9 protein-coding genes are annotated in these 14,477 nt (G+C 32.9%); 4 read left to right on the top strand and 5 right to left on the bottom strand.

Translation table 11 applies throughout. From position 1 onward, the window contains the following. Positions 1-9 precede the first annotated feature (9 nt). The 5 genes from BUB95_RS07670 to BUB95_RS07690 all read right to left on the bottom strand — a co-directional run bounded on the left by BUB95_RS07670 (position 10) and on the right by BUB95_RS07690 (position 6,571). Complete coding sequence (locus BUB95_RS07670) at positions 10-594, bottom strand: hypothetical protein (RefSeq protein ID WP_073084950.1); 585 nt, start codon at positions 592-594, stop codon at positions 10-12. A gap of 221 nt (positions 595-815) precedes the next feature. Beyond that, positions 816-1,865: a nucleoid-associated protein gene (locus BUB95_RS07675; protein ID WP_073084952.1), complete on the bottom strand. Its 1,050-nt coding sequence runs from the start codon at positions 1,863-1,865 to the stop codon at positions 816-818. Positions 1,866-1,960: 95 nt separating this feature from the next. Further along, the gene (locus tag BUB95_RS07680) at positions 1,961-3,514 is read right to left on the bottom strand and encodes an OmpA family protein (RefSeq protein WP_073084954.1); all 1,554 of its coding nucleotides are present in this window, start codon (positions 3,512-3,514) and stop codon (positions 1,961-1,963) included. 80 nt (positions 3,515-3,594) lie between these two features. Continuing rightward, the gene (locus BUB95_RS07685) at positions 3,595-5,937 is read right to left on the bottom strand and encodes a hypothetical protein (protein WP_073084956.1); all 2,343 of its coding nucleotides are present in this window, start codon (positions 5,935-5,937) and stop codon (positions 3,595-3,597) included. Between the two features lie 31 nt (positions 5,938-5,968). Continuing rightward, complete coding sequence (locus BUB95_RS07690; RefSeq protein ID WP_073084958.1) at positions 5,969-6,571, bottom strand: ribonuclease HII; 603 nt, start codon at positions 6,569-6,571, stop codon at positions 5,969-5,971. 204 nt (positions 6,572-6,775) lie between these two features. Here BUB95_RS07690 and BUB95_RS07695 point away from each other — a divergent pair, with 204 nt between their 5' ends. From BUB95_RS07695 to BUB95_RS07710, 4 genes are all read left to right on the top strand, one after another. Next, positions 6,776-9,853 carry a SusC/RagA family TonB-linked outer membrane protein gene (locus tag BUB95_RS07695; protein WP_073084961.1) on the top strand — a complete coding sequence of 1,026 codons (3,078 nt, stop codon included), beginning with the start codon at positions 6,776-6,778 and terminating at the stop codon, positions 9,851-9,853. 13 nt (positions 9,854-9,866) lie between these two features. Further along, positions 9,867-11,384: a RagB/SusD family nutrient uptake outer membrane protein gene (locus BUB95_RS07700; protein ID WP_083573332.1), complete on the top strand. Its 1,518-nt coding sequence runs from the start codon at positions 9,867-9,869 to the stop codon at positions 11,382-11,384. A gap of 18 nt (positions 11,385-11,402) precedes the next feature. Then, entirely contained in the window at positions 11,403-12,125 is a 723-nt protein-coding gene (locus BUB95_RS07705; protein ID WP_073084965.1) for a hypothetical protein, read from the top strand. Positions 12,126-12,291: 166 nt separating this feature from the next. Next, positions 12,292-14,190 (top strand): putative porin, encoded by a 1,899-nt coding sequence (locus BUB95_RS07710; RefSeq protein WP_234969244.1) that lies wholly within the window; start codon positions 12,292-12,294, stop codon positions 14,188-14,190. Positions 14,191-14,477 lie beyond the last annotated feature (287 nt).

The following is a 14,477-nucleotide window of genomic DNA, read 5'->3' on the forward strand; positions in this document are numbered from 1 at the left end:
ATTTCTATTTTAGTTACAAGAATTATTGTAAAAATCTATTGCTAATACTATGTCTTCTTTGTGTTTAAAATCGTCTTTCATTCGCTCAACGAGTTCTGGACAATTCACAAAGTGATTGGTAGTAAAATCTTTGTATTTTTTCTCAAATAGGTATTTGTTTAAATTTAGTTGACTTACGATGTCATTTCTTCCGTTTCCAATATAATAGAGTTCAGTGTCAAAAAACAAATAGGGATTAAACGTTTTGTCTTTATAACCATATCTGTTTCTTATCCTCAAAGGGATTATATTTTGCACTTCTGCTGTAGATAGTGAGGTATTTTTATTGCCTTTTTTTGTAGTATTAGATATTAAGTAAACATCAATTTTTCCAGAGCTTACAAGCCTTAAAAGTCTTTTTCTTTGTTTCCCTTTTCTTAGGTATCTATAATCGAAATGGACAATTTTACCATTTTCTCTCATGTCTAAAGATGTGACATCTTTATCGTTGTAGATTTTTGTGTGTTTATCCCCAATCCTTGTGAAGTAAATATCATTGTCAACAATGTATCCCATACCTCTATAAGAATTTCCATTATTAAGCGTTATAATCATCTGAGTTTTTTTAGCGTCTATTTCTTTTAGAAAATTATTGTTTGATTGACATAAAGCAATAGTTTGAAAACTACAGACAAGTAATATTAAGAGATATCTCAATGAAGGATTCATAAGTGTTAATAATGAATTAATTACAGAATATGAAAGTAGTTAATTTATAGATGTTAAAAAAAACAAAATAGTTAAGAAGCGTATTTTTGGGATAATCTAAGATGTAGTTAGCCTTCTGCATTAAAAAACACCTTGTAAAAATACATTTTTTTATCCTCATCATAACCGCGCTCTAAATACTCAGCAGAAGCATCAGGAGCATCCACGTCCAGTTTTATTTGAATATTTGTATCCAGCTTTATCTCTGTTTTAATTTTTTGTTTTTGCTTTTTTAGGGCAATCTCAGAGACATCAAATTGATTTCTTATAAGAACACTATTCTCAGCTTCGTAGGTTTTTTTGTAGTCTTCAAATTGTTTTATTTGGTCTTCAGTTTCAAAGATTTCTTCTTTAAACGTCTTAACATTTACAATTTCATTTTCTTTAAAGAAATCAACTGTTTTTGCTAAGAAATTACTTTGCTCTTGACCTCCAAAATTAGGCTGTAAAACTTCCTTGGAAAATTCGCGACAAAGCTCAATGTAGTTTTTGGTGTGTTGGTTACTATCGTCAGGATATTTTATGTTCAGAAAGCTCTTAATCCAATATTGCGTATCGTAATTATTGTTGTCTACGCTTAGCACAATTTTGCCCTCCATATCTGAAGTATTAAGAATTAAACACCCTTTATCTACTTTTTTTGCTTGTATGCCTTTTTGTACTAAAATATCGTAGCTATTTTGCTCTAAATACGTCTGAAAAAATTCTGTTTTATTTTCAATTTTAAATATGCCAATGGCGTCAGTAAAATAGTCTTGGTATTGAATATTTTCAAAATGGCAAACTATTACATCTCCAGTTTTTATTTGAGCCGAATTACTTTGTTCAAAAAGATGCGTGACTATGTGCTTAGAGATATCTAAAAAATCACCCTCTTCTGAAAATAGTTGCTTAGAGTATGTGTTAATTTCATTGAGGTTTACGTCTGAATGGTGATTAAAACGATAGGTTTCAGCAACACTAACAAATGGTTTTAATAAGTAGGGTAAAATAAGCTGATAAGTAGCTTCATCAAAATGAACTGTTGCATCTGAAAACGCATTTTTGGTAGCATTAAATTTGTTTCCAACTTTATGGATTATCAAGTCTTTTATTGAAGCTTTTTGGCGTTTTATCATAGGTGCAATTCGTATTTAAATTTACGAATTGCAATAGTACAAAATGATGTATGAAAACTTTAAAAAGATGACTCAAATTTTAAAGTATTGTATTATCAAGTCTTTATAAATTCTACACGTCTGTTTTGCGATTTCCCATTTGTGGTATTATTATCTGCAACAGGTTCTGCTTCTCCTTTTCCCTCTGTAGACAAACGGTCTTCAGAAATTTTATATATGTTTATTAATGCGTCTTTAACTGCCTCCGATCTAGCTTTGGATAATTTTAGGTTAGCCTCATCAGACCCATCAGAGTCTGTGTGCCCAACAATTTTAAGTTTTATACTCTCATCTTGAGTCAAAACTTGAGATATTTGTCTAATAATTCCAAGCGATTGTGGTTGAAGATTTGCAGAACCAGAGTCGAATAAAATTCCGTTAGTTGATACTTTTCCTTCAGAAATTAATTTTCTTCTTAAGTCGACACCTCCTTCAGCGATTTTTAGATTTCTTATAAAAATACGTTCCTCTCCATCTTTAAAGCCATTAATATGGAATTTCACAAAGTTTAAAGCATTAGCCACTTCTATAAATCTAGGGATGTCTACATATTTAGTTTCATTAACCCAGAGTCTATATCGCTTTTTTGTTACAGATATGGATATATGGGGCTGATTTTTAACAGCTTTTCTGATGTCTGCTTTAATAGATGAGTTTATTTTTCCGCCAGTTCTATTGAAATAGTTGTTTGTTTTAATATCAAATGCTCCAAACTGACCAAATGGTAAGGAGGCTTTCGCATGATGCTCTTTACCCTCATAAAATTCGTCATTATCACTTAAAATTATCTCTAATCTGGATGTCGACGAAGTGTTTTGGGAAAGTCCGAAGGCTAATATATCGAACTCAATTGTATAATCTTCAGGGAGCGTGTTTATGTCTGGGATGTAATAAATACCATATCCAGATTTTAGCTCAAACCAATTGCCTTCTACTTTGTTTGTTCTTATGATTTCTCCAGAACCATTGGTGTTCCATTTAGATGGAAAATCTCCAATAAAATCCTGGGAGAAATCATCAAAAAATAGTACTTTATCTCCAGGGACAAAATCATATTTACTGTAGGCTTCTAATCCATCAGAAACATCCAACGGTTCTTTTTTGTCCTCCGATTCATTTTTTACGTCTTTATTATCATCTTGTTCTTTATCACTATTAGAATTATCATCCTTTTCTTCTCTGTCTTCTTTATCTTTTGGTTTTCGTTGACCTAATAAAAGCTCTTTTGCTGTTTTAATACAGTATTTTAAAGCCTTTTTTGCTCTATTTACTTGTAATGTTGCTTTACCCTGTTTAAGTACTCCAACACCATCTAAATCACCAATAATATCTGGTGCACTCTCACTAAGGCGAGTTACGTCCTCTAGGGCATCTTCAAGAACATCAATATCCTCATCTTCAAGGGGTTTGCCAGACTGTACATAGCTGTCGTATTTGTAAACCTTGTCATATAAGTCAAATGACTCTTGTACAAAATTGTCAACACTAGAAATCCCTACTCTATTTTTAGGGCGTTTTAATTTTTTTGTTTGGGCTTCTGTATAGTTTCCTAAAAAAAATAGTGAGCAAAATAAAATTAAAATCTGATGTAAAGATGTCTGTATTTTCATTTTAACTGATTGATTAATAGTTGTCTAAATGTGGTAATAACTCAAAAATATAAAATAAAAAATACAGCTAGTCGAAAAAATTAGTTCATTTTGTAAACAATAATAGTACTGCTGTCACCTAATGTAATGAGTTCGGGATTACGTTTATTGTCTAGATTATCTATAACCGCTGTGGATGTTCCGTAAACGGGAAAGTTAGGTAAAAGTTTAGCTTGGCTATCAAAAACATAGACTTTCTTTGTTTGTAAATCTGTGGTCGTGATGTAAATTTTGTCTTGTAAATAAAAGATTTTTGGAGTTGTATAATTTCCGTAATCTAAGTCTAGAACTCTACTTTTTATTTTTAGTTTGTTCTCGGTCAAAGCTACAAGCGTTTTGTTTGTAGTTGTTATCTCCGTATCTGCGTTTAAGCCTAAATTTTTGAGATTTATTTGTCCTTTGGTGTCAACTTGAGCAAGCTCTCCTCTTTTTGTTAGTGTAGTAAATTTATTTTGATAATCATAAATTTCGTTGCTTGAAAAATCAATACTTCCTTTTGTGCTGATGCGTTCTTTTCCTTGACGATTAAGAATTTCTAATTTACTGCCTTGAGAGAATACAATATAATCTTTGCTGCTAATTCTGAAATGTTTTGGTTGAGAACTTATGCTTTCTTTAGCACCGTTGTATTTAAAACCACCAACGCGTTTAGCCTTTGTGTCATACATTAAAAGAGATTTGTCCTGTGTTACGAGTAGTCTATAATTCTTTTGATTGTCGTAATCAAAAACTGAAAGCGGTTGCGTGATTTTATCACTAAACTTCAAAGGAAATGGGCCTACATCTTTCCCATTCCTATCAATGACATAGACGTTGTTTGGTGTTGCAAAAGCAAGTTGTAGTCTGTTGTTTCTATAAATATCAATCTGTTTTATTTCACCCAAGACAGGTCCGTTAAGTTGCTTTTTCCAAAGTATTTTTCCGCTATTAGAAATTAAGTAAAGTCTGTTGTTAATGTCTTGAACAACGATTTCGTTGGTCTTATTTCTATGATTTTTAACTGTTTGCGGTTGTAATAATATTTCTGAAGATAGGTTTACTGTAAAATCTTCTGTTACAGTTTTTGCGGCTGCTTGTTTTTTAAATTTTGAAAACACACCATTAATATGCGCAAAGTCATTATCGTATGTGTATTGTACGATGTTTGCGTTGTAATCCGTTGTGTTTGTATTTAGAAAATGTGATAGAGTTTCTTCATTTTTATAAATAAGATATGAAGACTCATCAACTAAATTTTCACTGAGAGTCTCATACTTTTCAGAACTAGAAAAAACTTGATTATTCAGCTTACTTGAAATAATATTTTTCAGTGTTTCTAATTTGTCCGAAAAGACAACAAAATTTTCGGTTATAAAAAAGTAAGAGACTTTGTCAACTTCTATAAATGGTTTAAAGTATTCGCTAAAAACAGTTTGGTTTTGAAATCTGAAAATAGAAACACCTTTGTAGTCTTCTGCTTTGTTGTCTAGACCTAATTCATCTGTTATCAATTCTATGTCAAGAGTATTTATTGCTATTGCACTTTCAGAATTTGATAAATCGATTTGTGCAATCTCATTAACATAATTAAGAAAGTTAGGAATAGAATCAAAAGAGGTTTTATGTATCGTTTGAAGGTTATCCCTAAATACAGAAAAATCATCAAAAGCAATGCGCTCTATTGATTTAATATTAGCAGGAATTATTTTAGCAATATTAAATTCTTGAGGCTTAGTGTTTTTGAATGTATCTAAATAAAATAAACTGTCTTTTCCTTTAGTTGTTCCATTGATGTAGATACTTCTTGCATCAAAATTAATATCAATTAAGTCATTTGAATTATGATAGATAGAATCTACTTCACTTAATAGTAAGTTGTTTTTCTTTTTGTTGATTATTGTAATAGCTGCCTTAGGGTTAGAAGCGTTTAGTAGGTTTCTTAGTTCTGTGTTTTTTTGTTTTTTAATTTTTCTGAGCGCTGATAGATTTTTTGAGCCCATAAAGAAACTGTCAATTACTTTAAGGTAAATAGTATCTTTATTAAAGACGGTCTTATAGATTTCGCTTTTTGGGAGTTTGGTAGTTTCAATATCTAATGTGGAATCTTTTAAAATTAAGTCTTTTGATTTTTCAGTAAAAAAAACCGAAGCATTATCAACTATACCTATATATTGAGATTCTCCAAAATTTAAAGATTGTAAGCTTTTTAATAGAGAATCATTTTTTAAATCATCAAGCAGAAGTTCTTTGTGAGTTGATTTTGAGAGATTGTTAAGAGCGTTTATTTTAATTATAATTTCACAAGATTGAGGAAATAAATCAGAAACTTCCGTTTTGGTCTCATAGCGGCCAGAACAAGAAGAAAAAATGAAGGTTAAAAATATATAAGGAAAAAGATTTTTCATCCCAGGATTAATTTTTGCAAATATATAAGACTCATAAATCTAATTGATATTGTTCAGGAAGCAATCTAAAGGATTTACGATGGTATTTTGTGACACCATACTTTTTTATTGCAGCTCGATGCTCTTTTGTTGGGTAACCTTTATTTTTTTTCCAATTGTACATGGGGAACTCTTTGTGGATTGTCTCCATATATAAATCACGATACGTTTTTGCTAAAATAGAGGCTGCTGCTATGCTAAGATATTTACTATCGCCTTTAATAATGGTTTGGTGTGGTATATCAATATATGGTTTGAATTTGTTTCCGTCTACAATAATAAAGCCTGGTTTAATATCAAGCTTGCTTATTGATTTGTGCATGGCTTTTATAGATGCATTCAATATATTAATGGTGTCAATCTCTTGTTCATATATATGTGCTACCCCAAAAGTAATTGCTTTGGATTCAACAATCGGTTTAAGAAGCATTCGTTTCTTTTCGGAGAGTTGTTTAGAATCATTAAGTATTGAATTCTTAAAATTAGTATCTAAAATTACTGCCGCTGCGGTAACAGGACCAGCTAGGCATCCTCTCCCAGCCTCGTCTGTACCACATTCAAATTTGTTGTTAGAAAATGTATTTATTAAAGTCATAATTATAAGGGTAGAAAAATACATTCAATTATTAAAATATCAATATTTCCATATGGAATATTTCGATAATGCAAATGAATAAATTGAATATTGATGTATTATTAAGTTTTATAGGTCTTCCTTTAACATTTTTTTATGCTATTCCCTTGCATTTTTAATATTTTATTATGATGTTTGCGGAAGACTAACTCAAATAATTGTTTTATGAAATTAAAGTTAACATGGTTATTAACGCTTTTTATGGCGTTTGTAATGCAGCTTTCTTTTGGACAAGAGAAAGACATTACGGGTACAGTTACAGCAGCTTCGGACGGTTTACCGTTGCCAGGAGTTAATGTGATTGTTAAAGGTACCGCAAGAGGTACGCAAACAGACTTTGATGGGAAGTATTCTATCAAAGCAAAAGCAGGAGATATTCTTGTCTTCTCATTCGTTAGTATGAAAACTACCGAAAAAACAGTTGGAGCTGCTAGTGTCATAGATTTATCAATGGCAGATGATGTAGCTTCTCTTGATGAAGTAGTTATTACTGGTTACAGTACAACTACCAAAACTAAATCTAGTGTATCTTCTGTTAGAGTGTCAAGTGAGACTATTGAAAACAGACCGAATGCGAGTTTTGTTCAAACACTATCTGGTCAAGTGCCAGGTTTGAATATAACAACAAGTACTGGTCAGCCTGGAGGGAACTCTTTAGTGCAACTTCGTGGTGTTGGCTCGATTAATGGTAATACCGAACCTTTATTTATTATTGATGGTGCTCCAGTGGATGAAGATAATTTCCGTTCATTGAATCCACAGGAAATTGCATCTATTGATGTGTTAAAGGATGCTGGTGCAACTGCTATTTATGGTAATAGAGGTGCAAATGGAGTTATTGTTATTAAAACCCGTCAAGGAAGTTATAATCAGGGTCTAAAAGTTAATTACAATGGTTTTGTGTCTTACAGTGCAATCCAAGGTAATGATTACAATCTTATGAACTCACAACAGTTGTTGACTTATGAAAGAGATAAAGGTAGAGGAGCTGGAGCTGGTGCAACAGCTAATAAAGGTTTTAGACCAGTGCGTGATTTTTTAACACCTGGGTTTCCTGCTATTCCTGAAAACCAAGTGCCAATGACAGATGCAGAAATTGCTGCTGCTCCAAACTTTGATTGGTTTGATTATTTCTTCAGAACAGCTGTAACTCAGAATCACACAGTATCATTATCTAGTGGTGGTGAAAATTCTACTCAGTTTACTTCTATTGGTTTTTCTGATACTCAAGGTATCTTAGTGCAGAGTAACCTTACTAGATTCAATGTAAGAAGTAATGTTACGGGTAAGAGTAGTAATGATAAGTTTAACTATGGTTTAAATTTGTCTATGAACTACTCTAAAAGTGATGAGCCAAACAACATAGGTTCAGGTGCTGTAAATAGAAACTACGTATTAGGTTCTTTATTATCTTTTCCTTACAATACTCCAGATCAGTTTGGTATAGCTAAACCAGGTGTTATTGCGGCGCCAAGTGTAGTTGATACACCATTCTTCTTAATTGATAGACTTCAAGAGTTTACTCGTTTCGAAGAAGAAGTTAAAATTGTGGCTAGTGTTAATGCTAATTACAAATTTACTGACTACTTGAGTGCTAACGTTGTTGCTTCTATGGATTACCAGAACGAAGTTTTGACCTTTGGTCAGTTTCCAAACTCCATTAATGCACAGATTTTTGGTGGAAATAACGAGCGTATAACGCAAGACACTGATAGAGTGTTTACATATAATCAGGTTACTTCTTTAAATTATAATGATACTTTTGGTAAGCATACAATAAATTTAGGTGCTTACACGGAATATTTTAAGGCTCATAGGAGATTCTTTGGCTTTTTATCTAGAGGTTTAAATGTGTTAACATTTGCACCAGGCGATGGAGCTGGTTTTATCGATGATGGACCAAATGACGATATATTTGTTGATGATGTTTTTGCAACAAAACGTGATGCAGGTTTATTCTCATATTTTGGTTCATTGGATTATGATTATGATTCAAAGTACGGTTTTGCTGCTACAGTTCGTAGAGACGCATCTTATCGCTTTGCTGATTCGAACAGATGGGCTACATTCTGGTCTGTAGCAGGTCGTTGGAATATATCTAATGAAGCATTTATGGACGGTTCTGTTTTTAACAACTTAAAATTAAGAGCGTCTTATGGTACCGCGGGTAATCAGGATATTACTGGTGCGGGGCCTTTCTCTGCTTTTGCCGAGACATTGGATTTATTTACTACAGATACTGGTTATATTAGTAACCAAGCTATATTTCTAGAGCAAGTCGGTAATAGAGACTTAAAGTGGGAGACTATTGCTCAACTAAATATTGGTGTTGATTTTGGAGTGTGGAACAATAGACTTCGTGGTTCTGTAGATTATTACAAACGTAATACAACAGATTTATTCCAATCAATTAACTTATCTGCTACAACTGGTTTTACTCAACAATTCGCTAATATCGGTGAATTAGAAAACAGAGGTGTTGATTTCCAATTAGATTACGATATTTTTAGGGCTAACCAACCAGGAGATTTTTCTATGTCTGTTGGTGTTGTTGGTAACTACAACGTAAATGAATTAATAGATTTACCAGTAGATGAATTGCCTGGCACAGGAAGAGTAGGTGGTCCTTTGGGAGAGTATTTTTTAATTAGATACGTTGGCGTTAATCCAGCAAATGGTAATCTTTTATATTTAGATGCTAATGATAATGTTACTGAAACACCAACAACTGATGATCAGGTTTGGACAGGGAAAAATATTCTGCCAGACTGGAATGGTGGTGTTACATTTAATCTTGATTATAAAGGATTTTTCTTAACGACACAATGGAACTATGTCCTAGGAGTTGATAGATTCGATTCTGATTATGCTGGTTTTGTTGATGTTGATAATACAGGTTCTTTTCAATTATCGGCTGATATATTAAGAGAATGGACTCAGCCAGGTGATATTACAGATATACCTTCACCAACTGCATTTAACAGAAACTCTTTTACCGCTATCGATGATAACTTCTTATACAGTGGTGATTATTTAAGGTTACGTTTTGCTAGTTTTGGTTACAATTTTAATCAAGACATTTTGGAAGGTACTGGTTTTACTAAAGCTAGAGTTTTCTTTAATGCTGAAAATGCTATAACTTTCACAAAATGGAGAGGTTTTGATGTAGAAACTCGTGATAACGGTGGTGCTGAGTATCCAACACCAGCAACGTTCTCTGTAGGGTTAGAGTTAGGCTTTTAATAAAAAAAATAATATGATGAAAAAAATTAAATATTTAATTATGAGTCTTGTGGCAGTTTTATTAGTAAACTGTAACGATGCTATAGACATAAGACAGGTTGGGTTATTAGATCCAGTAAACGCTTTTAGGACTGTTGACGATTTAGAAGCTGGTTTGTTTGGGTTGTACTCGAGAAACGGAGGTATTCCTAATACATTTGGTTTTGATATTACACCAGAGATTGCATTATCATCAAATTTTTGTGATGAGATATCTATAGGTGCTGGTACTGGTGGACAAGGTTTTGCTTTGTATGATTTTGTACTAAATCCTACTTCTGCTGCATCAAGTAACTTTTGGATTAGAAATCTTTCTCAAAATAATAGAGCTACTGTTTTGTTAGAAGCAGCACAAGTGATTGAAGTTGATCCGGCAGATCAAGCAAGATTTAACCAACTATTAGGTGAAATTCATACTATCAGAGCTTACGCAAATTTCGAATTACTTAACATGTATTCTGTAGATGTAAGAAATGATGCTTCTCTTGGAATACCTGTGGTAGACTTTGTACCGCCTTTAACATTTCAGCCATTAAGAAACACCGTAGGTGAAGGTTGGGATTACATTAACAGCGACATAGCTGCTGCGGAAGGTTTATTAGGTCCTGCGACTTCTACGGACAGAATTTCTATTGATGTTGTAAGAGCTTTAAAAGCGCGTACACTTGCAACAAGAGGACAATACGGAGAAGCTTTAACACTAGCGAATAATTTATTAGCAAGCTATCCAATAGCAGATAGGACTGCTCATAGAGATATGTTCTTAGACAACTCTGATGAAGGAATAATTTTTAAACTACAACGTGTAAGAAATGGACCTTTCGATAGACAAGGTGCAACAGGTTCTGTTAATGCAGGTGGATGGCCAGGTGCTGTTTATACTTTCGCAGACATTCTATCAGATTCTTACTTTGAAATGGATAGAAAGGTTTTCAATATGTTAGATCCAAATGATGTAAGATTTGATATTAATGTTTCGCCAGCTAGTACTATAGATCCAAATTACATGACTAATCCAAATTCATTTGCTACTGACAAAATCATTCCTGCAAAGTATCCTGGTTCTGAAAATCAGCCTCTGATGAATGATTTAAAAGTGTTTAGATCTGCAGAGATGTTACTCATTGCAGCTGAGGCAAGAGTTGGTGCTAATAATGATTTAGCTGGTGCAGCTCAATTGATTAAGCAATTAAGAGATGCAAGATTTGGTTCTTCACAGCCTTTACCTGTCTACAATTCAGCACAAGAAGCTTATGGTGCTATCCTTGATGAACGTAGAGTTGAATTTTTATTTGAAGGTCATCGCTATCGTGATTTAAAAAGATTAGGTGTTGCTGGTAACAGAGGTATTGATAGAGATTTAACAGATTGTAACAGACAAAGCGGAGCTTGTACGTTAGCTGCTAACGATTTCAGGTTTACACTGCCAATCCCTCTTTCAGAGATTAATGCTAATCCAGCGATTGGAGAACAGCAAAATCCTGGATATTAATTAATACAACAATTCATTATGAAAAATTTATATAAACTAATAGCATTATTATTCTGCATCGGGACTCTTAGTAGTTGTGATAACGAACAAATATTTTTTGATGGAGGCAAAACTTCTGTAGCCTTTGAGCAGACCTCTTTTAACATCCAAGTTCCTCTTGAGGATTTAACTTTAGAGATACCCGTAAGTAGTACAACTACATCGCCTACTGATAGAACAATTGGTGTTACTGTAGATGCTGATGCAACTACGCCTGGTACATCTTCTGAGTACTCTATAGGAAGTATCAATATTCCAGCAAATGAATATGTTGGTACTTTAGCAATTGATTTTACTTTCGCTAATATAGGTGGTATGGATGGTGATATTAAGAATTTGGTATTCTCAATAGATGCGCCAGATGGTACATTTGCCTTTAGAGAAACTGTTTCAATTGTTTATTTTAGAGAAATTGTTTGTAACGATGTTGTTGTTACTATCAACCCTGATAATTATCCTGGTGAAACATCTTGGGAGATAACAGATGCTGATGATATGGTTGTAGCAAGTGGTGGCTCTACAGGAGCTACTGTTAATCTAGCTGACGGTTGTTACACATTTACAATCTTTGATTCTTTTGGAGATGGTATATGTTGTGCATATGGTAATGGTAGCTACAGTGTAGACTGTTCTATTATTAACCATGCATCGGGAGCTAGTTTTGGAGCATCTGAATCAACTGATTTCTGTGTTAATCCATAAGCGATTAACGATATTATATTTAAAAGCGACTCTTTTAAGAGTCGCTTTTTTTATACCCTTTATTATATTTGTTTAACTTTACTGACTTAAATAGTTATAAGTTTTAATGAATAAATATCTTCTAGCGCCTTTATTTTTTTTCACTTGTTTTTGTATTCAAGCCCAGGTGAAACCCAAACCAAAGACTAAAATTTTAACTGATACTTCTAGGGTCAAAACTAACAATCCAATAAAATCAAATAAAGCTAGTGTAGCAACTATTTATGCCTACAAAATCATTTCAAAAGACAGCGATACAACTTACGTTGATACAACACTCACAATAAAAAAGGAGTACAAGTATAATTACCTAAGGAAAGACAACTTTAATCGTATACAATTTGCAAACACAGGTCAAACTTATAATTCGCTAAGTTTTGATAATTCTTCAAGAAATATTATGCCTTTGTTTTCTGCTCAAGCAAGACATTTTAATTATATGGAAGTTGATGATATTAATTATTACCATGTACCTACACCATTAACAGAGTTGTATTACAAAACAGTGTTCTCTCAAGGACAAACATTAGATGCATTTTTTACAGTAAATACCTCAAAACGGTTTAATTTCTCAATAGCATACAAGGGGCTTAGGTCTTTAGGAAATTACCAAAATGCCTTAACCAGCACAGGTAATTTTAGATTCACAACTAATTACCAAACCAGAAATGGTCGCTATAAGATGCGAGGACATATAGCGATGCAAGATTTACTAAATCAAGAAAATGGAGGGTTAACAGAGGATGATGTACAGCGATTCATTAATGACGAAGAAGAGATTCAAGACCGTTCAGTATTTGACCCCAATTTTCAAAATGCTGAAAATAATCTCGAGGGTAAACGCTTTCATCTAGAACATTCTTATGATATTATTTCAAAGAAGGATAGCTTAACAGATAATAAGCTGTCAATAAATAACACGGTTTCATTTCAAGATAAGTTTTACGAGTATAACCAAACATCAGCAGACAACTCCTTTTTTGGCACATCATTTAATAATGTAATTCAGGACAAAGTTACTTTAGAAGACTTTTATTCAGATTTAGGTTTGTCGTTTCGTAATAAATTACTCGGTAATATATCTTTCAAAATTAATTATACCAATATCAATTATGGGTATAACAGTTTGGTATCGTTAAATAATCAAACTATAACTAACAGAATCAAAGAAGATTTCTTTGGCTTTCTTGGAGCATATAAAAACAAAATAGGAAGGTTTAATCTAAATGGAAGTGTTGGAGCAAATCTATCCGATAAAATAAAAGGTAATTTCCTAGACGCAAAAGTAGCCTATCAATTTTCCGAAGATTTAAACATAGTTGGAGGCTTAAATATTAATAATAGGTTGCCAAACTATAATCATCTGCTATATCAAAGTGATTACACAAACTATAATTGGGATAATCAAGATAGTTTTGATACTGTTAAATCTCAACAATTGTCATTTGGTATTGAATCAGAGAAGTATGTCAATGCTAGTGTCGATGTTTCAAATATAGATAACTACACCTATTTTAATTTAGAATCTGTTCAGAACGATGTTAAAGTTATAAAACCAACGCAGTACAGTAAATCAATACAGTATTTGCGAGTAAAAGTCCAAAAAGAGTTGCGCTTAGGTAAATTTGCTTTAGACAACACAATAATGTATCAAAATGTCACTAGTGATGATGATGTATTCAACGTACCAGCATTTATAACACGGAATACACTCTATTATACAGACGAAGTTTTTAAAAAAGCCCTTAAGTTTCAAACAGGAATAATCTTTAACTATTTCTCAGAGTATAATGCAAACGGATATGACCCGTTACTAGCAGAATTCTACACGCAAAACCAAACCAAAATAGGAGGTTTTCCAAGACTAGATTTCTTTATTAACGCAAAAGTCAGACAAACACGTATTTATCTAAAGGCAGAACACTTCAATTCATCCTTTACAGGTACAGACTATTTCTCCGCACCCAATTATCCATACCGAGACTTCACAGTACGTTTTGGTCTTGTTTGGAATTTCTTTTTGTAGCAGGGCGTTTCTAGACCAAGTCTAGACCGGGCTATCATCAGTCGCTTCCAGATGGTAAACATCTGGAGAACTCCAACAAAGACTCTATCCCGAACGTAAAAAAAAAATACGTCCATTACTCCCTGTAAACAAGTTATTTATGGATTTTAAAAAAATAGATTAGAAATTAATTTAGGAAAGTAGTTGTGGGAATAAAAAAGGGTTTTATATTTGCACGCTCGAAACGGCGAAAAGTTGTTTTGTGGAGTTCTTAAAAAGGTATTGAATTGGGGTTAAAAAATAAAGTC

Origin of the sequence: Winogradskyella jejuensis, from assembly GCF_900129745.1 — a bacterium.
In the GTDB taxonomy this organism is placed as follows: Bacteria; Bacteroidota; Bacteroidia; order Flavobacteriales; family Flavobacteriaceae; genus Winogradskyella; species Winogradskyella jejuensis.